This window comes from Marasmitruncus massiliensis (genome assembly GCF_900186535.1).
In the GTDB taxonomy this organism is placed as follows: Bacteria; Bacillota; Clostridia; order Oscillospirales; family Ruminococcaceae; genus Anaerotruncus; species Anaerotruncus massiliensis_A.
In genome coordinates, this window is record NZ_FYDE01000005.1 from 152101 (window position 1) to 173053 (window position 20953).

Annotated in this window: 15 protein-coding genes, 9 tRNA genes and 3 rRNA genes; 3 read left to right on the plus strand and 24 right to left on the minus strand. The window is 50.4% G+C overall.

What is annotated here, in order from left to right; all coding sequences use genetic code 11:
- Nucleotides 1-40: 40 nt before the first annotated feature.
- The 17 genes from C1A10_RS08765 to C1A10_RS08845 all read right to left on the minus strand — a co-directional run bounded on the left by C1A10_RS08765 (nucleotide 41) and on the right by C1A10_RS08845 (nucleotide 12402).
- Nucleotides 41-475: a DUF2752 domain-containing protein gene (locus tag C1A10_RS08765; protein ID WP_180951066.1), complete on the minus strand. Its 435-nt coding sequence runs from the start codon at nucleotides 473-475 to the stop codon at nucleotides 41-43.
- Between the two features lie 324 nt (nucleotides 476-799).
- Nucleotides 800-1126, minus strand: a complete 327-nt coding sequence (locus tag C1A10_RS08770) for a hypothetical protein (RefSeq protein ID WP_101909924.1) — start codon at nucleotides 1124-1126, stop codon at nucleotides 800-802.
- Between the two features lie 485 nt (nucleotides 1127-1611).
- Nucleotides 1612-2058, minus strand: a complete 447-nt coding sequence (locus C1A10_RS08775; protein ID WP_242968974.1) for a cupin domain-containing protein — start codon at nucleotides 2056-2058, stop codon at nucleotides 1612-1614.
- A 178-nt stretch (nucleotides 2059-2236) separates the two neighbouring features.
- The gene (locus C1A10_RS08780; protein WP_101909926.1) at nucleotides 2237-2464 is read right to left on the minus strand and encodes a hypothetical protein; all 228 of its coding nucleotides are present in this window, start codon (nucleotides 2462-2464) and stop codon (nucleotides 2237-2239) included.
- Entirely contained in the window at nucleotides 2461-3564 is a 1104-nt protein-coding gene (locus C1A10_RS08785) for a GerAB/ArcD/ProY family transporter (RefSeq protein ID WP_101909927.1), read from the minus strand. The genes C1A10_RS08780 and C1A10_RS08785 overlap by 4 nt, the downstream gene beginning before the upstream one ends.
- Nucleotides 3561-4811, minus strand: coding sequence for a Ger(x)C family spore germination protein (locus C1A10_RS08790; protein ID WP_101909928.1), 1251 nt, complete (start codon nucleotides 4809-4811; stop codon nucleotides 3561-3563). Before C1A10_RS08790 ends, C1A10_RS08785 begins: the two co-directional genes overlap by 4 nt.
- Entirely contained in the window at nucleotides 4808-6421 is a 1614-nt protein-coding gene (locus C1A10_RS08795; RefSeq protein WP_101909929.1) for a spore germination protein, read from the minus strand. The genes C1A10_RS08790 and C1A10_RS08795 overlap by 4 nt, the downstream gene beginning before the upstream one ends.
- Nucleotides 6422-6716: 295 nt before the next feature.
- Nucleotides 6717-6792: transfer RNA gene (locus C1A10_RS08800), tRNA-Thr, on the minus strand.
- Between the two features lie 30 nt (nucleotides 6793-6822).
- Nucleotides 6823-6898, minus strand: a tRNA-Trp gene (locus C1A10_RS08805).
- 62 nt (nucleotides 6899-6960) lie between these two features.
- Nucleotides 6961-7037: transfer RNA gene (locus C1A10_RS08810), tRNA-Ile, on the minus strand.
- A gap of 46 nt (nucleotides 7038-7083) precedes the next feature.
- A tRNA-Asn gene (locus tag C1A10_RS08815) sits at nucleotides 7084-7159 on the minus strand.
- An 8-nt stretch (nucleotides 7160-7167) separates the two neighbouring features.
- Nucleotides 7168-7284 (minus strand): 5S ribosomal RNA (gene rrf, locus C1A10_RS08820).
- Between the two features lie 21 nt (nucleotides 7285-7305).
- Nucleotides 7306-7380: transfer RNA gene (locus tag C1A10_RS08825), tRNA-Glu, on the minus strand.
- Between the two features lie 6 nt (nucleotides 7381-7386).
- Nucleotides 7387-7462: transfer RNA gene (locus tag C1A10_RS08830), tRNA-Lys, on the minus strand.
- Between the two features lie 213 nt (nucleotides 7463-7675).
- Nucleotides 7676-10505, minus strand: a 23S ribosomal RNA gene (locus tag C1A10_RS08835).
- Nucleotides 10506-10651: 146 nt separating this feature from the next.
- Nucleotides 10652-10727 (minus strand) — tRNA-Ala (locus C1A10_RS08840).
- A 162-nt stretch (nucleotides 10728-10889) separates the two neighbouring features.
- Nucleotides 10890-12402, minus strand: a 16S ribosomal RNA gene (locus C1A10_RS08845).
- The 16S, 23S and 5S rRNA genes sit together here with 7 tRNA genes alongside, the layout of an rRNA operon.
- 475 nt (nucleotides 12403-12877) lie before the next feature.
- Between C1A10_RS08845 and sleB the strand changes: the two genes are divergently transcribed.
- The 3 genes from sleB (at nucleotide 12878) to C1A10_RS08860 (ending at nucleotide 15577) form a co-directional block, all read left to right on the plus strand.
- Nucleotides 12878-13585, plus strand: a complete 708-nt coding sequence (gene sleB / locus C1A10_RS08850) for a spore cortex-lytic enzyme (protein WP_101909930.1) — start codon at nucleotides 12878-12880, stop codon at nucleotides 13583-13585.
- 92 nt (nucleotides 13586-13677) lie between these two features.
- Nucleotides 13678-14133: a PH domain-containing protein gene (locus C1A10_RS08855; protein ID WP_180951067.1), complete on the plus strand. Its 456-nt coding sequence runs from the start codon at nucleotides 13678-13680 to the stop codon at nucleotides 14131-14133.
- Nucleotides 14126-15577, plus strand: coding sequence for a PH domain-containing protein (locus tag C1A10_RS08860; RefSeq protein ID WP_180951068.1), 1452 nt, complete (start codon nucleotides 14126-14128; stop codon nucleotides 15575-15577). The genes C1A10_RS08855 and C1A10_RS08860 overlap by 8 nt, the downstream gene beginning before the upstream one ends.
- Before the next feature lie 67 nt (nucleotides 15578-15644).
- On the opposite strand, the gene C1A10_RS08865 is transcribed toward C1A10_RS08860, so the two are convergent.
- The 7 genes from C1A10_RS08865 to C1A10_RS08895 all read right to left on the minus strand — a co-directional run bounded on the left by C1A10_RS08865 (nucleotide 15645) and on the right by C1A10_RS08895 (nucleotide 20952).
- Nucleotides 15645-15719 (minus strand) — tRNA-Glu (locus C1A10_RS08865).
- 46 nt (nucleotides 15720-15765) lie between these two features.
- Nucleotides 15766-15842 (minus strand) — tRNA-Met (locus C1A10_RS08870).
- A 99-nt stretch (nucleotides 15843-15941) separates the two neighbouring features.
- A complete protein-coding gene (locus C1A10_RS08875; protein WP_101909933.1) occupies nucleotides 15942-16667 on the minus strand; it encodes an acyl-[acyl-carrier-protein] thioesterase in 726 nt (241 codons plus the stop codon).
- Nucleotides 16668-16813: 146 nt separating this feature from the next.
- Nucleotides 16814-18085, minus strand: a complete 1272-nt coding sequence (gene serS / locus C1A10_RS08880; protein ID WP_101909934.1) for a serine--tRNA ligase — start codon at nucleotides 18083-18085, stop codon at nucleotides 16814-16816.
- 50 nt (nucleotides 18086-18135) lie between these two features.
- Nucleotides 18136-18993, minus strand: a complete 858-nt coding sequence (locus tag C1A10_RS08885) for a ParB/RepB/Spo0J family partition protein (RefSeq protein ID WP_101909935.1) — start codon at nucleotides 18991-18993, stop codon at nucleotides 18136-18138.
- Nucleotides 18994-19004: 11 nt separating this feature from the next.
- On the minus strand, nucleotides 19005-19790 hold the full coding sequence (locus tag C1A10_RS08890) for a ParA family protein (protein WP_101909936.1): 786 nt from the start codon (nucleotides 19788-19790) through the stop codon (nucleotides 19005-19007).
- A gap of 337 nt (nucleotides 19791-20127) precedes the next feature.
- Nucleotides 20128-20952, minus strand: a complete 825-nt coding sequence (locus C1A10_RS08895) for a ParB/RepB/Spo0J family partition protein (protein WP_207654722.1) — start codon at nucleotides 20950-20952, stop codon at nucleotides 20128-20130.
- Nucleotide 20953 lies beyond the last annotated feature (1 nt).

Here is a 20953-nt window from a genome sequence, read left to right on the forward strand (position 1 = left end):
AAAAACCTCCGATTAAATTCGTATAATAAAAACCCAAGGATCAGAAAAACTGGCGTATAAAATGAAACACCCGCGGAATAACAGCCCGAGGCTCATAAAAAGCGGGATACTGCCCATTGACGTATGCAACGGCCCTGACAATCCACCAAATGACAAACAGGATCATCAGCGGTATCCACAATCCTTTCGCGCGCATCATTTTATCTTTTCCCAAAAGCCACAAAACAGCCAGAATTCCCGCGTAAAGCAGAACAACAAAAATCAGGGGATGATAACGCCACGCCTGCAGAAAATGAAAATGCAGCAGGGCGTTTGCCGCTCTTGTCATCCCGCAGGTGGGACATTCTATGCCTGCTGTCCACCGTAACGGGCAAAAGTATGGCAGTCCATGCGTAAATGCCCATACCAGCAGAGCCGCCCCGCCTAAAACAAGGGCCAGCCGGATACAGCGCCTGCAAAATTCCCGCTTTGTCATCAGATCGGAATTCTGAAAATTGCAATGATTTTTCCGAATAACAGCAGAATAAGCGCCGAAGCTGCACAATATACTATGATTCGCCATGTCGGAGGCGTCGGGCGGTTGAAAAAAGACATCCAGTCATTCCCTTCTTTCATTGTTTTTAGTTTAGCATATTTATGTGAAAAAGAAAAGAATATATCTGACATGAAACCAGTCATACTAACGATCAGAATTCCATCATCTTGCACAATCCTTATCTGATACAGACATAAAAACAAACCGGCGCCTTGCGGCGCCGGTTTGTTTTTATGAATTAGGAGAAAAAATGAAAAGCAATTGTTAAGCTGTTCTGCCCATCTGTGAATCGGCCGGAAAACAGTGCAGCTTTGCAGGCTTCGATTGCCTGGTAGTTTTTTCGCTTCGGGCGCCCAAAACAACTCTGCTGGTCAGATAAGCAATCAGTCCCAGGAAAAGGGATGCCGCCAATTTCTGAGTAAACTTATTCATCAGTGCATAAAGCACTGCCTCACGTGCCCAGCGCAGCAATCCCACGTCGGGCGATATCTCAATCAGGCCCGCGGCGACAACCGAAAAAACAACTAAGGTAGCAACTGCCACTACGCCTGCGATCATGGCAGAAATTTGTTGAATCTCTCTCTTTTTCACAGCAGTCACTCCTTTAAAGGTTACAATTTGTAACTTTTTCAATAAATTAATTGAACTTTTTTACGATTAGTATATCTTATAGTTTTACTATACCATAGTATACGCAAAATGCAAGAGGAAATTACATGTTTGTTAAAATTTTTTTCATATTTGTTACTCTTTTGTTACCGGTCTGTAATTGATTTGTAATATTTGTCCAAAAGTTCATTTCTCTAGACCAATGAAAAAATAATTGGATAAAAAATCGAATCCTGACGGTTCTTGCCGCATCTTGTATCAATGTAGTCTTTTATGCGGCCGCAACCTATTATAAACCGGGGGATAAATATCAGTTTTTACAGATTAACCGCATATATCCGCATGGACAGTATCCATGTCAGAAAGTATGGATACCGGTGACCTCGTCCCATATGCCGAATGAAAACCCGCATAAATTTATGCGGGTTTTTCAAACACTGCGTTTATACCGAAGATCAGCCTGGACGTTAATAACCATTATTTTTTTCGGCAGCCTGTGCAATCTCTTTTGTCTCATGAACTGTACCATGCGGGTGCTGAGGCGGCGAATAGATCGAATACAATTTAAGCGCTGTATTACCTGTATTAATCAGATTATGCCATTTACCCGCGGGGATCATGATCGCGCAGCCATCATAGACCAGTTTTTTGAAATCCACTCTGTCTTTGGTGTCCCCGATCAGGATGAGTCCCTGGCCATCTTCAATCCGCAAAAACTGGTCGACATCGGGATGAATCTCCAAGCCTATGTCCTCCCCGACTTTGATACTCATCAAGGTGACCTGCAAATGTTCGCCTGTCCAAATCGCTGTACGAAACGTATTATTTATCTTAGTCGCTTCTTCAATATTGAATGCAAATGGATTAGGTCCATAATCAGTTAATTTCGTAACCTGCTTTGATAGATTGCACATTTGTGCATCAGCATGGTACGGACATGGACGCCCTTTATAATACATATGCACCTTCCTTTCCACATTTTCTAATTTATCTTATTCCTTTTGTCGGAAAGTGTGTTTGTTCTGCAAAAAATCAGAAAGAGGTGCCGCGGCATCCCATTTTACGCCGGATTTGATACAGTCCGGCGGTGTATCAGGAAATTTGGAAGCTCAGGTGGAGAATATCCCGATAAAATGCCTGAACCGCTTTTATCGGGCTTGGCACTTTGATACCCAGCGCCATGAGTATCGCAAGCGTGAGCACCGCGAGAAAAAAGAGCAAATAGACGGCAAGATCGCGCCACAATTTCTTTTTGATCATGCCCGGCAGGTTGATTGCAGCCATTGCGGCAAACCCGATAAAGACCATCAGAAGCCTCATGACTTCACCTCCGAAACACTGTTTACTTTGCGCAGGCAGGCTACCAGCAGAGAAACCGCCGGCAGAAGAAATTCAAAGGTCAGCGAGAAAAAAGGAGCTGTGCTTGCACCCCAGTTCATGTTTTCCATCACCGATTCAAATACAAAAAGCGAATAAAAAAATACCAACGATGCGGAAAGAAGCGTGAGCGGCAGATAGCTTTTGAGGTTTAGCAGTTCCGACAGTCCCAACACGAATGCATACAGCAGAATGCTCACCTTAAATAAAAACAGAATGATCAGAACCACTGCATAAAGGCTCTCCATCCTTGTCAGGACACCCGCGAGACTCACATAGCGCACAGATTCAAAGGAAGCCAGCGACACGACCGAAACGAGAGGCCCCAATGTTATGATATCGCGCAGGATGACGACCGCCATAAATACAGCCGAAGAGGTCAGTCCGAACAAAAGCGGCTTCCCCGCTTTTTGGCTTTTTTTCAGCATTGGGGCAAGCATGATAAAAGCTAAGACCTCCCCCATCGGAACCGCTGTCACAGAGACCGTGCCCTGCACATATTTCATAGGTGGCAGCCGGAAAAACGGCTTTAGAAAATCAACCTGCACGTCTTTGAGTATCAGAATAAAGTTAAAGACTATCGCACCCACGGCGAGGATGCAAAAAACGATAGACAGGCGCAGCAGGGTTTTCATATTCTTGTAAATCGCATAAACACATACGAGCAGAAAAAGAAGATTGATTGCCGCGATTGGAGTTTCCGGCATCATATAGCCTACCACAAAATCCCCGAGGTCGCGGGTGTTGAGTGCGCAGAGCGACAGGAAGAAAAAGAGATACAAAATAGATACGGCTTTTCCCAGAACCGGGCCAAAGATGATATCATCGATCTCTATAAGGCTTTTCCCCGGGAAGCTATACAGAAGCGCAGCGTAGATCCCAACAATCGGCAGCGCGAGCAAAAGACCGGTAAAGGCCATGGCCCAGGAATCGTTCCGGGTCACGCTGATAATAAAGCCGGAGCGCAGCATAGTGCCCTGCATAAAGCAGAATACCGAAAATAAAAATTCCCATCCGGATATGCATCCCTTTTCGAGTTTCATTCCGCACCTCCCGGAGTCACCGGCCTCGTCAGGCCGCCTGTGGAACGCAGTTCGACCTCTACTTGGACATCCAGCCCGATTTCACGGAATACCTCGTCCCAGTTTTCTTTCATCTTCTCCCACTCCTCCGGGTATTCACGGCGGATCGCTTCCCCGAATCCGAACACGTCGGCAGAAAGCGATCTTGCCTGTGAAAGCGCACTCTCGACATCCGAGCGGATTGCCTCCTGCCCGAGCTTCTTAAGCAGTTCAAGGTTTTCTAAACGCGACATATCCTCGGTGGTCTCATTGCTCTCGATGGCTCCATTCTCATTGATTTTGAGCTCTATCCGGATACTGCCGTCCTCCGCTTTCACGGGCTCTAAGCTGGTTCTTGAATGAACCATTTCCAAAACGACCTGCCCCCACTTCGTATCTACGGTTATTACACTGCTCTTTGCCTTGCCTGTGGCAAACATAAGTCCTCTTGTCTGCATTCCGTCCAGCTCCCCTACCATCTTTCCGTCTTTAAAAACCGCTGTGCCCTCAAGTTTTCCACGCTTCTTCCCGCCCGACTCATGTACTTCGATCATCGGAGCCACAGGAGCCGTTGAACCGCTCAGCATCGCAATAGCGAAGTCGCGCATAGTTACAATCACCGTCTCCGAGTTGGATTCCTGGTTTTCTATCATCCCTGAGATATGGACAGACGGTATCTTTTCAAGCTCGCACTCCTCTTCCAATACCTCTGATGCTTTGCCCTTCGAGACCAGAATATGGACATTCATACGCGCCTCGTAATCACGCAGGAACGCGTCCAATCCTTCCGCAATATCCTGTTTTGCCAGCTCACTGCTGAAAATAAGCACCTGATTATGCGGAAAATACAGCCTCCGGTTAGCCATATGCGATATTCCCCGGACGGCGGCGAGCACGCTTTTATCTGTGCCTTGCATGTTGACGAAAGCTTTCTCCGCCGATGCGCTGCCGTCGGGCGAAGAACCTCCCGACTTCATTTCTCCGGCCCGCACCACCTGCGCGGTCAGCTCCAGCGTATCCGGCTGGTTTCCCACATCCAATCCTGTTCCAAGAACGATGGCCAGCGTATTAAGTTCCCTCCGGTTCCAGCAGGCACAAAAATTCAAAATAAGCACCGTACAAAGAAATAATACGGCGGCCCGGCGCACCCATTCCCGGTACTTTCTGAGGAAGGGGATAGGAAGGAATTTAAAAAATTTCCTGTAAGCTCCAATGGCCTGTTTTTTCATGGTTTCTCCCCCTGATTTCCCCCGTTCCCTGCAGCCGGATCAAATGGGATATCGAAATTCTGCCGCTTCAGGTCCTGCGGTCTTAACGACCTGGGGCGTGTCCGCATAGACCAGAGCGGAGCACGAACGGCGGTATCTTTCAGGTCGGCTGGCCGGAATGGAGCAAACGGAGCAAAATAATCGGCGTTGAAGGACTTCAGCGAGGTAAGGTGGATGAGTATGGCAAGCGTACCAAGGGTGATGCCAAAGCTTCCCATGCTGGCGGCCAGAATCATCAAAACCCATCTCAGCAGTGAAATGGCGTCAGAGGCATATGGGCTCACAAAGCTTGATACCGCCGTAATTGCAATGACGATCACAACCGGCGCACCTACCAGACCGGCCTGCACGGCCGACTGCCCCATCACCAAAGCGCCCACGATGCTGATGGCCTGGCCAACTGGCCGGGGCATGCGGATGCCGGCTTCTTTAAGAATTTCAAAAGTGAACATCATAATAGCCGTCTCCACCGCCGCCGGGAAGGGTACACCCTCGCTTGAAGCCGCCATGGTGAAGAGCAGAGAGGTGGGAATCAGTTCCTGATGGTAAGTGCTGAACGCTACATACAAAGCGGGGGCAAACAGACTGATAAGGAAGGCAGACAAGCGGAGAAAGCGTATGACAGACGCATAATAACTGCGTACAATATAATCTTCCGCGGTCTGAAAGTTCTCCATAAATAACATGGGAACCGATAGCACGAAGGGCGTCCCGTCCACGATAATGGCGGCCCGGCCCTCCATCAGTTTGCCGGCAATGGCATCCGGCCTTTCGCTGTACCAGATGGTCTGGAAAACCGAATATGGCGCGTCTTCGATATACTGTTCAAGATAGCCTGCGGCAAGGATCGCATCGGTGCTGATATCCTTCAGCCGCCGTTCGATTTCCTGGATCAGGGCCGGGTTTGCAATGCCTTCCATATAAAGGATATTCACCTGGGTACGCGTCCGCCTCCCGATTTCAAGGGTACGGATTTTAAGCGCAGGGTCCCGGATCTTCCGGCGGAGCATGGCTGTGTTGGTGCGCAGATTTTCAGTAAATCCTTCGCGCGGGCCACGAACCACCGTTTCCGTATTGGGTTCGCTGATTGCCCTTTTCTCCCAACCTTTCGCACTTACGTCAAGAGCATTGCAAAAGCCATCGACCAACAGTACGGCGTCGCCCGAGAGGCAGGCTCCCATCACCTCGTAAAGAGTGCTGACGACCTTCACATCTCCGACGGATAGGAGTCTGTCCCGAAGCTCACCTATGCTTGAGATACCGGTAGTTTCTTCCGTACGGAAAAAACGGCTGTCATACATCAGCGGCTTGATAATGTTGTTGTTTATCAGCGGCAGGTTCGCCATCCCATCCAAAAAGATCAGTGCAGCCTTGATTTTCCCGTCTTTTCCGAAAGAAAATTCCCGGACGACCAAGTCGCAGCTTTCCCCAAATTCAGCTGTGACAGCATCGAGATTCTTTTTAAGTTCCTGTGAAAGGCTCTGTGGCTTTTCCGCTTCGTCAGCGTTTTCTTTTTTCGCTTTTTTATTTTGTTCTTTAAACCGCCAAATCAACTTTTGAAAATAACGCATTGGGTCAGTCCCCCGCTTTACACGATTAAAGACAATTTACAGTATAGGATTTGCATTTATGTCCATATTTATGTAAATTTATTTTCCCAAGCCTTCCAAAAAAAGTCTAAAAAATAGCCATCTAACAGCAAAGGCAGACAGCGAATTCCGCTGTCTGCCTTTGCAAAAATCTTTAACTGCTCTTTGACTATTCTCTAATATCCAAACTCTCTAAATTAATCACAATCACCGTCAGTTCCATAAATTGCAAAAACCCTGTAAATCAGCCATTCAAGCCATTCTACAAGGTTTTTTCTGGAGCTGATAACGCGATTCGAACGCGTGACCTCATCCTTACCAAGGATGTGCTCTGCCGACTGAGCTATATCAGCAAATACAGGCTGCCCAGCCTGTGTAGATATTGGCAGGGGCAGAAGGATTTGAACCCTCGGCACGTGGTTTTGGAGACCACTGCTCTACCAGCTGAGCTATACCCCTATAAATACCATTTCATAGCGATTTTGCAGGGCCACTCCCTAATCGATGGTCACAATAAGCGATGGTGGGCCATCAGGGACTCGAACCCCAGACCGACCGGTTATGAGCCGGTTGCTCTAACCAACTGAGCTAATGGCCCTAAAAGGGTCGTGCCGCCGTCGCAAGACGACGGCACAATTTAAAATTGGCTCCCCAAGTTGGACTCGAACCAACGACCCTGCGGTTAACAGCCGCATGCTCTACCGGCTGAGCTATTGAGGAATATCAAGAGCTGGCAAAGACCTATTTTCCCAGGCAGCTTCCCGCCAAGTATCATCGGCACTGCTGAGCTTAACTACTGTGTTCGGAATGGGAACAGGTGGGACCTCAGCGTAATAAACACCAGCCATATGAAACTGTAAAAGAGTTGGTGACCCGTACGGGAATCGAACCCATGTTAACGGCGTGAGAGGCCGCTGTCTTAACCGCTTGACCAACGGGCCACAAGATGGTGCGCCATCAGGGACTCGAACCCGGGACCCGCTGATTAAGAGTCAGCTGCTCTACCAACTGAGCTAATGGCGCATATAGCCTCCTCGGCTTTCAGCCGAGCGCGCTTCGCGCGACGGCTATTCAAAGGGCCTCGCCGGTCCTTTGGAACCTGCTTGGTATCGCCTTCGGCGACCCGTCGCTCCGCGCCGGATTTCCTAAAAAGAATGCTTTCGGCATAGCCTATATACGCACCCTCAAAATCGAACAATGAAAACTTTCTCCGCACCAGAGTACCTTAGATTACGCTTGGTCAAGCCCTCGACCGATTAGTATCACCTTGCTCAACGCCTCGCGACGATTACACATGTGACCTATCAACCTCATAGTCTTTGAGGGGTCTTACCTGATTATTCAGTGGGATATCTTATCTTGAGGTCGGCTTCACGCTTAGATGCCTTCAGCGTTTATCCGATCCGCACTTAGCTGCCCAGCTGTGCCGTTGGCACGACAACTGGTGCACCAGAGGTGCGTCCATCCCGGTCCTCTCGTACTAGGGACAGCTCCTCTCAAATATCCTGCGCCCACGACAGATAGGGACCGAACTGTCTCACGACGTTCTGAACCCAGCTCGCGTACCGCTTTAATTGGCGAACAGCCAAACCCTTGGGACCGAATACAGCCCCAGGATGCGATGAGCCGACATCGAGGTGCCAAACCTCCCCGACGATGTGGACTCTTGGGGGAGATCAGCCTGTTATCCCCAGGGTAGCTTTTATCCGTTGAGCGATGGCATTTCCACTCACATACCACCGGATCACTAACTCCAACTTTCGTTACTGCTCGAGATGTCTCTCTCGCAGTTAGGCCCGCTTATGCGTTTACACTCAAAAGCATGGTTTCCGTCCATGCTGAGCGAACCTTTGAGCGCCTCCGTTACCTTTTTGGAGGCGACCGCCCCAGTCAAACTGCCCACCTAACAATGTCCCCCGGCCGGATTCACGGCCGCAGGTTAGAATTTCAGCACTTCAAGAGTGGTATCCCAACGGTGACTCCCCAAACACTGGCGTGCTTGGTTCCCAGTCTCCCACCTATCCTGTACATGAAATACCGAAATCCAATATTAAGCTACAGTAAAGCTCCATGGGGTCTTTCCGTCTTGTCGCGGGTAACCGGCATCTTCACCGGTACTACAATTTCGCCGGGCGGGCTGTTGAGACAGTGTCCAGATCGTTACACCATTCGTGCGGGTCAGAACTTACCTGACAAGGAATTTCGCTACCTTAGGACCGTTATAGTTACGGCCGCCGTTTACCGGGGCTTCAATTCAGAGCTCTCACTCCTCCTCTTAACCTTCCGGCACCGGGCAGGTGTCACCCCATATACGTCATCTTTCGATTTAGCATAGAGCTGTGTTTTTGCTAAACAGTCGCCTGGACCTATTCTCTGCGGCTCACTTTCATGAGCACCCCTTATCCCTAAGTTACGGGGTCAACTTGCCGAGTTCCTTAACAACCCTTCTCCCGTTGGCCTTGGAATTCTCTTCCTATCTACCTGTGTCGGTTTGCGGTACGGGTATCTTGGATATACATAAGACTTTTCTCGCCTGCCGCCAAGTATGCTTCCCTACTAAATTTCGGTCCCTTTCGCCCGGGGCAACCAACGCCCGGGACATACCCTTTGACAGTGTCCTCTTACTTAAATCCTTCGACAGCTACGGAATTTCTACCGTATGTGCATCGGCTACGCCGTTAGGCCTCACCTTAGCTCCCGGCTAACTTGGAGCGGACGAACCTTCCTCCAAAAACCTTAGACTTTCGGCCATTATGATTCTCACATAATTCTCGCTACTCATTCCGGCATTCTCACTCGTGTAAAATCCACATGCGCTTCCGCTCATGCTTCGCCTCTTACACGACGCTCCCCTACCATTCCTTTCGGAATCCCAAGCTTCGGTGATGATTTTAGCCCCGTTACATTTTCGGCGCAGAGTCACTCGACCAGTGAGCTATTACGCACTCTTTAAATGAGTGGCTGCTTCTAAGCCAACATCCTGGTTGTCTGAGCAACTCCACATCCTTCTCCACTTAAATCATCTTGGGGACCTTAGCTGTGGGTCTGGGCTTTTTCCCTTTTGACCACGAGACTTATCTCACGTAGTCTGACTGCTGTACATCAATTATCCGGCATTCAGAGTTTGATAAGGTTCAGTAACCTCTCGGCCCCTAGCCTATTCAGTGCTTTACCTCCGGTAATCTAATACAACGCTAGCCCTAAAGCTATTTCGGGGAGAACCAGCTATATCCGGGTTCGATTGGAATTTCTCCGCTATCCACAGTTCATCCGCCGCCTTTTCAACGGAGGTCGGTTCGGTCCTCCATGGGATTTTACTCCCACTTCAACCTGACCATGGATAGGTCACCCGGTTTCGGGCCCTATGCATGCAACTTGACGCCCTCTTCAGACTCGGTTTCCCTTCGGCTCCGCACCATAAGTGCTTAACCTTGCTGCATACATACGCTCGCCGGACCATTCTACAAAAGGTACCATATCACACATTGACGTGCTCTATGTGCTTGTAGGCGCAAAGTTTCAGGTTCTTTTTCACTCCCCTCCCGGGGTGCTTTTCACCTTTCCTTCACAGTACTGTTCTCTATCGGTCACTAGGGAGTATTTAGGCTTGGAGGGTGGTCCCCCCAGCTTCCCACGGGGTTTCACGTGTCCCGCGGTACTCTGGATCCTGCTCGCTGTCTCAACCTTTCGAATACGCGACTCTCACGCTCTCCGGTCTGCCTTCCCATGCAGTTCTTCTAGGCTTTAACATGCTAAATGCAGTCCACAACCCCGGAAACATTGCTGCTTCCGGTTTGGCCTCTTCCGCGTTCGCTCGCCACTACTAGCGGAATCTCTGTTGATTTCTCTTCCTCGCCCTACTTAGATGTTTCAGTTCAGGCGGTTCCCCTGGTATACCTATGTATTCAGTATACCATGACAGGCCGTTACACCTGCCGGATTGCTCCATTCAGAAATCTGCGGATCAATACTTATTTGCAGCTCCCCGCAGCTTATCGCAGCTTATCACGTCTTTCTTCGGCTCCTAGTGCCAAGGCATTCACTTTGTGCCCTTTGTAGCTTGACCATGCTTGAATCTTTGGTTCTCTGTTTTACGGTTATTTCTAACCGCTCGGCTTTATTGTAGTTTGTTTACCCTTATTTCTAAGTCTAAACTTTTAATAAAACTTTATTGCAGATATTTGTTTTCATTGTTCAATTTTCAAGGTGCGTTGGTGGAGATGAGGAGGATCGAACTCCTGACCCCCTGCGTGCAAGGCAGGTGCTCTCCCAGCTGAGCTACACCCCCACATAGCTGTACGCATGAAGACTCTTTTCATCTGCGCCTCCGCCTCACAGCGGCCGATCGCGCAAANCTACAGCGCCTTCAAAAATAAACAACGAGCAGTCTAAAATCAATCCCTGAAACTGACCAGAGTCACCGGCATTTTACTGCCGGATGTCTCCTTAGAAAGGAGGTGATCCAGCCGCACCTTCCGATACGGCTACCTTGTTACGACTTCACCCCAGTCATCAATCCCACCTTCGACAGCGTCCCCCTTGCGGTTAGACTACTGGCTTCGGGTGTTACCGACTCCCATGGTGTGACGGGCGGTGTGTACAAGGCCCGGGAACGTATTCACCGCGGCATGCTGATCCGCGATTACTAGCAATTCCGACTTCATGCAGGCGAGTTGCAGCCTGCAATCCGAACTGAGACACTTTTTCGGGATTCGCTTCATCTCGCGATGTAGCAGCCCTCTGTTTAAGTGCCATTGTAGTACGTGTGTAGCCCAGGTCATAAGGGGCATGATGATTTGACGTCATCCCCACCTTCCTCCGTTTTGTCAACGGCAGTCTCACTAGAGTGCTCTTGCGTAGCAACTAGTAATAAGGGTTGCGCTCGTTGCGGGACTTAACCCAACATCTCACGACACGAGCTGACGACAACCATGCACCACCTGTCTATGCGCCCCGAAGGGCTTCCCATATCTCTATGGTATGCGCACGATGTCAAGACCTGGTAAGGTTCTTCGCGTTGCTTCGAATTAAACCACATACTCCACTGCTTGTGCGGGCCCCCGTCAATTCCTTTGAGTTTCAACCTTGCGGCCGTACTCCCCAGGTGGATTACTTATTGTGTTAACTGCGGCACGGAAGGGGTCAGTCCCCCCACACCTAGTAATCATCGTTTACAGCGTGGACTACCAGGGTATCTAATCCTGTTTGCTCCCCACGCTTTCGAGCCTCAGCGTCAGTTAAAGCCCAGCAGGCCGCCTTCGCCACTGGTGTTCCTCCTAATATCTACGCATTTCACCGCTACACTAGGAATTCCGCCTGCCTCTACTTCACTCAAGAACTGCAGTTTTGGATGCAGTTACCGGTTAAGCCGGTAGTTTAAACATCCAACTTGCTGCCCCGCCTACGCTCCCTTTACACCCAGTAATTCCGGACAACGCTCGCTCCCTACGTATTACCGCGGCTGCTGGCACGTAGTTAGCCGGAGCTTCCTCTTAGGGTACCGTCATTTTCTTCCCCTAAGACAGAGGTTTACAATCCGAAGACCGTCTTCCCTCACGCGGCGTCGCTGCATCAGAGTTTCCTCCATTGTGCAATATCCCCCACTGCTGCCTCCCGTAGGAGTCTGGGCCGTGTCTCAGTCCCAATGTGGCCGATCAACCTCTCAGTCCGGCTACCGATCGCTGACTTGGTGGGCCGTTACCTCACCAACTATCTAATCGGCCGCGAGCCCATCTTTCAGCGGATTACTCCTTTGGTTGCAATAGGATGTCCCATCGCAACATCATGCGGTATTAGCGATCGTTTCCAATCGTTATCCCCCTCTGAAAGGCAGGTTACTCACGTGTTACTCACCCGTCCGCCACTAACAGAAGCTAAGCAAGCTTCTCTTCTGTCCGTTCGACTTGCATGTGTTAGGCGCGCCGCCAGCGTTCGTCCTGAGCCAGGATCAAACTCTTTGTTTATTGTATTAAACGCCTTTCGGCGGTTTAACCGTTCTACAAAGTGTAGATCCAGCATCATGTTACTTTTGCTGGTTTCGCTTTCGCGTTTGTACGTTCACACTTCCATGTGAATGCACTCAAAAAATTTTCAAGGGTTTTTACTTCGTCTCTTGTGATTGCTCACCAGAAACGTTGTGATTTCTTCCTTACTCGTTGTTCATTTTTCAAGGTGCTGTGCCTCTCGTTTTCGCCGTTTTCCGCGTCGCTCACGAGACAGCTTAGTTATAATACCATTCCCATCCCTTTTTGTCAACACCTTTTTTGCAAAAAGGTTCTATTTTTTTAAAAAACTGTATCTAGGCACCGCTTCTAAGATTCTACACTATATATAGGAAGAATTTGTTCTCCTTTTCTTCCGTTTCATTGTAATTAAGCGCTCATAATTTAGGAACAGCTGTGCATACTACAATTGACCGTTTCAAAAAGGAGGATTTTTATGTCACAGCAGTCAGAAAATTGTTCTCAATCTACTTTCATTTTGCGTGTACTCTCTCTTTGTGTAGCACTTTTTCTGCTGGTCGGCCTTCTATTATATAGTACACAGCTTGAAGTGACCAGCGTGCTTTCAAAAACAGGCTCGCAGGGCAACGAAGTGCGCCAGATTCAAACCGTGCTGAAAAACTGGGGATATTATAACGGTGCCGTAGACGGGATCTTCGGCGTCAAAACCAAAAACGCCGTGGTATCGTTCCAGAAAAAGAACGGCCTGACCTCGGACGGAATCGCCGGACCTGCCACACTCAGGGCAATGGGGATTTCTACCGGCGGCTCCCAGGGCGGCAGCGGTACCTCCGGCAGCGACGTTAACCTGCTTGCGAATATTATTTCGGCGGAAGCAAGAGGCGAACCGTTCGAAGGGCAGGTGGCCGTTGGCGCCTGTGTGCTCAATCGTGTTGAGCACCCCTCCTTCCCCGACACCCTTTACGGTGTTGTTTACCAGCCCGGCGCGTTCACCGCGATTACCGACGGCCAGATCAATGAGGCAATTTCAGAATCAGCCCGCAAAGCTGCACGCGAGGCGCTTAATGGCTCAGACCCTTCCGGCGGTGCCATCTACTATTATAATCCGGATAAGACCTCAAATAAATGGATTCGTACCCGTCCAGTTATCAAACGGATTGGGTCCCACCTGTTTTGCAGCTAATATCAGGCGCCCAGCGCGCCTTTTACATAAGAATCTGTCTTCTGATTGACATGATCCTTTTTCTTCTTATTTTATTCATAGGGGCTTTTTCCATGCAGCTTAAAAAACCGGATCCTCGCATCCTGACTGTCTGGAGGCTGCGGCTGCTGCCAGCCGCGGCCCTTTTCTTTTTTTTGTCGATTCGATTCGTGGCTGTGCACGAACCGGTCTGGTGGCTTTTTACCGGATGTTGGATTACGATATGTATGATTCTTCTGTGTTTCTACTTTCCGTTAAAATATCGTTATCTTTCCTACGCCGTAAAACACCGTGTCTTCCTGCTGCACTGGGGTGTTCTGTACACCCGTATCAGAGCGGTGCCGTTTCATGCAGTGCAGTATGCCGCGATTTTGTCCACACCGCTGGAACGGCGGTTTTCGATTTGCTCGCTGAAGTTATATATGGCGGGCAGTCATATTTCTGTTCCGGGGCTGCATAACGAAGATGCGAAAGAACTCCGTGATATTCTGTCGCCAAAAAAGCCGGAGAGGGAGAATCCGCATGAATAAACCAGACAGTCTTCGGCGTACACACCCTTTCTCGATTTTCCTTTACCTTTACCGGTTTTTGTTCCTGCTGATGATCCCGTTACTGCGCAGTTTTTTCTCCGCGCTGAACGGAGGGCTTGCACAATGGTTTGCAGGGGCGTGGATCGATGTGTTGCTGGTCCTGTTTCTTTTTCTGATATCCACGCTGAAGTGGATGAATTTTAAATACAATATGGATAGTAATGAGTTTTATTTAACTTACGGTATATTAATTCGGCATAAATTACGGATTCCAATGCACCGTATTTCTACCCTGTCCGCGCTTTCTTCTGTCTGGCTGCACCCGCTTCGGATTACAAAAATCCGTATTGATACGGCAGCCAGAGGAGTCAAAAAAGCCGATTTTTCTTTTTATGTCCGTCAGTCGGAAGCGTATCGAATTCTGGAACTGCGCAGCGAACCGCTTCAAAATCAGAACGGCGTTCCAAACGAATACCGTCCGGGCATCTGGAGCATTGTGCTCCTGTCTTTGTTCACCTCCAACACCTTTCCGGGAATTGTAATGGTTTCCACGTTCGTCTCACAGGCGGGCAAGCTTCTGGGGGAGGAACTTTCCGTCCTGCTGCGTCATACGTTTGAGGAAACCGCCCGCAAGATCGCGTTCGGCCTCCCGCCGATTGCCGCTGCCGCCGCGCTCTTTTTATTTATTGGCTGGTTTGTGGCGTTCCTCGTCAACCTTTTGCAGACAAAGGACCTGCTGACTACCCGTACAACGCACACCCTACGGGTAAGCGGCGGCATCCTGATGCGGAAGCGCTATTCCCTGCGGCTCTCCGAGATCAGCTTTGTGGATCTCCGGCAAAGCCTGCTTACCCGTCTGCTGCGGCTCTATTCTGTCTATCTCAATGCAATCGGCTTTGGAAAAGAGCAGGCGGATATTGCCGCCATTGTGCCGTTTTCCCGAAAAACACGCGTCCTTTCCCATCTGTCGCTTTTGCTGCCCGAATTTGTGCCCTCCGACCGCACACTCCGTCCGGGGCGTGGAGCGTTCCTCAAATTCCTGTTATGGCCCGCCGTTTACTGTGCGCTGATTCCGGTCTCAGCGGCTTTTGCCATGCGCCTGTTCCCGTTATGGGCGGAAGTGATCCGGTTTGTCGCTTTTATGGCAGCAGCACCCGCGGTCTGGTATTTCGGGGTGTGTATGCTGGATTTTGTTTCATCAGGCTTATCTAAGGAAGAAAATTATTATACGATTCGTTATTCATCCGGATTTTATCTACACACAGTAGTTGTTTCCTGGCAGAAAATCACGGTGATTGATCTTCGACAGAGTATTTTCCAGCGCAGAAGCAAAAAATGCGATGTTTCAGTTCTAACACGGGCAGAGGGGCGCACGCATCATAAGCTGCGTGCATTCTATCTGGAGGAATGTCTCAGCCTGTTCGGCCTTGGAGACAATGGCTGACCCTCTCCCCTCCCCTGCCATAAAAAAGGGATGAAAAAAGGACGCTTTACAAAGAAAGCGTCCTTTTTGGTGACCTGTGCGGGAATCGAACCCGCGAACCCGCCGTGAAAGGGCGGTGTCTTAACCGCTTGACGAACAGGCCTTGCAGTTATGAGTGAAGCCTCAATTTGAGGCGAAGCTTCACTCGGTGGTAGCGGTAACTGGATTTGAACCAGTGACACTTCGGGTATGAACCGAATGCTCTAGCCAGCTGAGCTATACCGCCATTTATTTCGCTCAGGGATGTCCTGCACAAGTGAGCGAATTAAATTATAACCCACGAATTTGTGTTTGTCAATAGTTAATTTCTGATTTTCAGCACAAATTAACAAAACAGGATTTCCGCTTCAAAGCAGCGTTCTCCAGCAACCCGACCCCCGATGTAATAGCCGCCTTCTTCTCTTGGACAAACTTCCAGATGAATGACCTGTCCGAATTTTGCCTCCTTCTGAAACAGGATGCCAAACGAAACGGGTTCCTTTTCCATTGCCGTCTCAGCGGGGAGCGCGTCCATCACCACTTCGGCATAGATGGCATTGTTCATATGCCCGTTATAGTCCAAATCACTGAACCGTACCTGACGCAGGTGGGTAACTCCCGTGCTGTCCGGCCTTTGAATCCGGTATCGGGTAATGGATTCCCCGTCGTTGGGGAACATTTCCAAGCCATAGACATCAAACATCGACGGACGCAGAATTTTGTGGGTTTGCGGATCGGCAAGCAGCCATGCAATGCTGACATCAATCAGCCGCTCCCCATCCTCCGTTTCAAACAGTGTGTCACGGATAAACTGGGCGCCCTTAGGCTTGCGGGGTATCGTGGTCAGCAGCAGCTTTTCCCCGAAGGAAGGCCGCCTGTGGATGGTAATGAGCTGTTTGGCAACCAGAAATACCATGCCGTCCCTGACCATCTGATTATAATCCAGCCCAAACTGCTCCAGATGGTCACTGCCCATCTGCTGGGCGTGCCGCATGATATTGGAAATGCTCATCTTCTGCCGGATATCACATTCCGGCTCGATAACTTTGATATGTTTCTGGCAAGTCTCCATCCACGCTGTCCCTCCTTATAGCTTGTTCGGTTCACCGCCAAACATGCGCCAGATTCATCTTCCTGATTCTGCCTTTTCCATGCAAAAGCCGGGAACCTGCCGAAACTGACAGGTTCCCGGGCAATCAAAGCCCTTTATAGCCGGGTTCAGCGGATGACGTCTACGCCCATTGCGGCACGCAGCGCCTCCGGAACGGTGACGCTGCCGTCATCATTCTGGTAGTTCTCCAAAATTGCCGCGACGGTGCGGCCCACAGCCACGCCGGAACCGTTCAGGGTGTGCACCAGCTGCGCCTTTTCCTTGACATTGTCTTTAAAGCGGATGGCCGCGCGGCGCGCCTGGAAGTCCTCAAAGTCCGAGCAGGAGCTGATTTCCACATATCTGCCATAGGAGGGCATCCAGACCTCGATATCATAGGTTTTCGCGCTGGAGAAACCAAGGTCGCCTCCGCAGAGCGTTACCACGCGGTACGGCAGGCCAAGGCCCTGCAAAACAAACTCCGCGTCGTTGGTCAGCTTTTCCAGTTCCTCGTAGGAATTTTCCGGACGGGCGAATTTCACCAGCTCCACCTTGTTGAACTGGTGCTGACGGATCAGGCCGCGGGTATCACGCCCGGCGCTTCCCGCTTCGCCGCGGAAGCATGCGGAATAAGCGCAGTATTTCAGCGGCAGTTTTGTGCCGTCAAGAATCTCGTCACGGTGCATATTGGTGACGGGCACCTCGGCCGTCGGGATCAGATAAAAATCCTCATGTTCGATTTTATACATATCCTCCGCGAATTTCGGCAGTTGGCCGGTACCGGTCATCGATGCGGTATTCGCAAGGAACGGCGGAAGAATTTCGGTATAACCGCGGCTGGTATGGGTGTTGAGGAAATAGTTGATGACCGCGCGCTCCAGCCGCGCGCCTAATCCTCTGTAAAAATGGAAGCGGGCCCCCGTCACCTTTCCGGCTGTTTCAGGGTCAAGGATGCCCAGGGACGCGCCGATGTCCCAGTGCGCCTTTGGCTCATAGGGGAATTTGGTCGGCTCGCCAAAGCGGCGTACTTCAAGGTTGTCGCGGTCGTCCTGCCCTCCGGGGACAGATGCATGCGGAATGTTGGGGATACTGTAGATAATCTCCTGCTGGCGGGATTCCAGCTCGGCCAGCTTCACGCCGCATTCCTTTACCGCTTCCGAAAGCTCCTTCATCCTCGCCATCAGCTCATCGGTGGATTTGCCTTCCTTTTTCATTGCGGGAATCTGTTTGGAGGCGGCGTTCTGCTCCGCCTTCATGCCGTCGGATTTCGCGCTGATTTCGCGTCGTTCGCGGTCGATTTCCAAAATTTCGTCTACCTGGGCGTCCATATTTTTATTGCGCTTTTTCATGCCTTCTTTAACGGCGTCCGGGTTGCTCCTGATAAACTTAATGTCCAACATGGTTTTTGTTCCTCCAATTATCTGTTCCAAATGAATTTTGCACGAAGCAGCTAGTTTTCACACTTCTCCAGCACGGCGGCGATCTGCCGCAGATCATCCTCGTCATAGAATTCAATGACCAGCCGTCCCTTGTTCCCTTCCCCTTCCACCTTGACCTTTCGAGAAAGGCATTGGCAGAGCGCGAGCTGAACTTCCGCGAAATAGCTGTTGTCCCACGCGCTCTGCTGCCTGGGAGCTTTCTTTTCCTGACGGCTCTTTTTTGCCAGCGCTTCCACCTGGCGCACCGAGAGCCCTTTTTTGAGAATTTCCTTCGCCACCATGCGGATCGCGCTGTCGCCGTCAAACGCCAGCAGCGCGCGCGCATGTCCCGCCGAAATCCGACCCGACTCCACCATGGCCCGCACCTCGGACGGCAGGTTGAGCAGGCGCAGCGCGTTGGTCACCACCGGGCGGGATTTCCCGACCCTTGCGGAAACCTGTTCCTGGGTAAATCCAAATTTTTCCATAAGTTCTTTATAGCCGGATGCTTCCTCAATCACGTTGAGGTCTTCACGCTGTAAATTTTCAATCAGCGCGAGTTCCATCGTCTGCACATCGCTCAGTTCCCGCACAACCACGGGAACCTCCGAAAGCCCCGCCATGCGCGCGGCACGCCAGCGGCGTTCACCGGCGACAAGCTGATAGCTGCCGTCGGTCATCGGCCGCACCACCAGCGGTTGGAGTACGCCGTATTCCCGTATCGAATCGGCCAGATCAGCCAGAGCCGCCGGGTCGAACTGCTTACGCGGCTGATCCCGGTTTGGCTCGATATCACTGACAGCAAGCACCGAAGTAGAAGCCGCGTCGGTGTTGTTATCCACAAACAGCGCGTCCAGCCCTTTGCCCAGTCCGCCTTTTGCTTTTGCCACTTCGCATCCTCCTAACTGTTCTGTTTCATTAATTTCCTGTTTTTCTGCAAAAATTCATCCGCCAACTCGTCATAAGCGGCACAGCCTCTGGATGCGCGGTCATAATACATCACCGGCTGCCCGAAACTGGGGGCCTCGGAAAGACGCACATTGCGCGGGATTACCGCGCGGTAGATTTTCTGCGGAAAATATTTTTTCAGTTCCGCCACGACCTGCACGGTGAGGTTCAGACGGCTGTCATACATAGTAAGCAGGACCCCTTCGATGTCGATATTGGGGTTATACAGCCGTTTGACCTGCCGCAGAGTAGACATCAGCTGAGAAAGCCCCTCCAGCGCATAATATTCACATTGAATCGGTATTAATAAGGTATCGCAGGCCGTAAACGCGTTAAGTGTAATAATGCCGAGGGAGGGAGGGCAATCGATCAGGATGAACTCATAGCTCGATTTCAGCTTGATGAGCGCGTTTTTTAAACGCATCGTGCGGTTTTCCAGTTCAATCAATTCAATCTCCGCACCCGCAAGCGCAATATTGGAAGGCAGCAGATCCACATTTTGGAACGGCGTATGCACTACCGCTTCAGCAGCAGGAACATTGGAAACCAAAAGCTCATACGTAGACAGCTTCAGGTCCCGTTTATTGACACCAAGCCCGGAGGTGGAATTCCCCTGCGGGTCAATATCCACCAGCAAAACTTTATGACCTTTCGCGCCCAACGCCGCTGTCAGGTTGACGGCGGAGGTCGTTTTACCAACGCCGCCCTTTTGGTTTGCAATTGCTACTATCTTGCCCATTTTTTCCTCCCGCTTACCTATCTGCTGTCGGAAACTTCATTTCTTTTTGATTATAGCACACTTTCTTCCTCCTGGAAAGTATCATCTGTGACAAAAAATGTTTCATGTGAAACAATGGTTTTGCCGGATACCTCTTTTTCTCTCCCCTGCCCTGTTATTCAATTTTCTGAGTATAAATCGACAGACGCAAAAAAACCGCCTATAGGCGGCCTTTTTGCAGGGAAACGTGTATTTATTTTGACCAATTCCGAACGCGATTCATCGTGTGCTGTTTCACGTGAAACAACGCCGCGGAATGTGGCAACCAATTTAGCCTGCCTGTCCGCTTTATGCGGGTTCAGGCAGTGTGCGTTTTATAAGCGCTCTTTTTCGGAATTTTTAAGGTATAATGAATGTACTCGTCATCCTCGGTTTTACGGGTATCCACTTCGATTCCCGCGAGCTTCATCGTTGAGACCGCGCGGGAGATGGTGTTCATAAAAATCCGCAAATCCTTCACCACAAACAGGCGGGTCGGCTTCGGTTTTTCCGGTTCTACCGGCTGTGCGATTTGGTCAATGTATCTCTCGCTCTCGCCCACATTCAGCCGTTCCTGCACAATATGTTCCAGCGCCTGACTGATCATCATTTCATCAGATAGCTTGAGCAGTGCTCGTGCGTGCCGTTCCGTCAGACCGGCATCCAGCATTCTCCGGCGCATCGACTCGCTGAAGCTGAGCAGCCGCAGCTTGTTCGCAATGGTTGACTGTGCTTTTCCAAGTCGCTGTGCAACCTGCTGCTGGGTCATGTGGTAGTGTTCCATCAGCTGATGAATTCCGGCCGCTTCTTCAAAGTAGTTGAGATCGCGCCGTTGCAGATTCTCAACCAGAGAAAATACCGCGGATTTCTCATCGTCATACCGCTCAATAATCGCGGGAATCTGTTCCATGTGAAGTATCTTGCACGCCATCAGGCGGCGTTCGCCCGCAATCAGTTCGTATCCGGAATCAACTTCCCGAACGGTAATCGGCTGAAGCAGGCCGCTTTGCGCGATGCTGTCCGCCAGTTCCTGAAGCGCCTTTTGCTCAAACTGGCGGCGGGGCTGATAGGGACTTGGCGAGATTTTTTCGGTGTCAAGCAGAACAACGCGGTTAACGGTCCGCTGTTTTAAAAGCATCCCCATC